Annotated in this window: 1 pseudogene; it reads right to left on the bottom strand. The window is 48.5% G+C overall.

What is annotated here, in order from left to right:
• A pseudogene (locus AB4585_RS23490) lies at positions 1–328 on the bottom strand (glutamine synthetase); the annotation flags it as partial.

Genomic DNA, 328 nt, shown 5'->3' with positions numbered 1-328 from the left:
ATATGGATTGGCATCCGCTCCCGCATAGCGGTTTTCAAGTCGGCGAGCTTCTTTATCAGAATTTGGCACACGTAATCCAACCGTGCGATTGTCTTCTCCCCACGCCACGTTAGTCGGTGCGGAATCACCAAACACTAAACGACGGTAGGAGTTCACATTAGGAGCAAAGAAGGCGATAGCGGCGGGGGTATATTTCTGCATTCCGGCGATATAATTCAGGAAGAGCTCACTGTTACTGCCATCCGCATTTGAAAATAGGTTCTTACCGTTTTTATCCACCAAGCTTTGATGGATATGCATTGAACTGCCCGGCTCATCTTCCATGGGT

Origin of the sequence: Vibrio sp. 10N.222.49.C9 (assembly GCF_041474985.1) — a bacterium.
In the GTDB taxonomy this organism is placed as follows: domain Bacteria; phylum Pseudomonadota; class Gammaproteobacteria; order Enterobacterales; family Vibrionaceae; genus Vibrio; species Vibrio crassostreae_C.
This window is presented reverse-complemented; position numbering and strand designations above follow the sequence as displayed.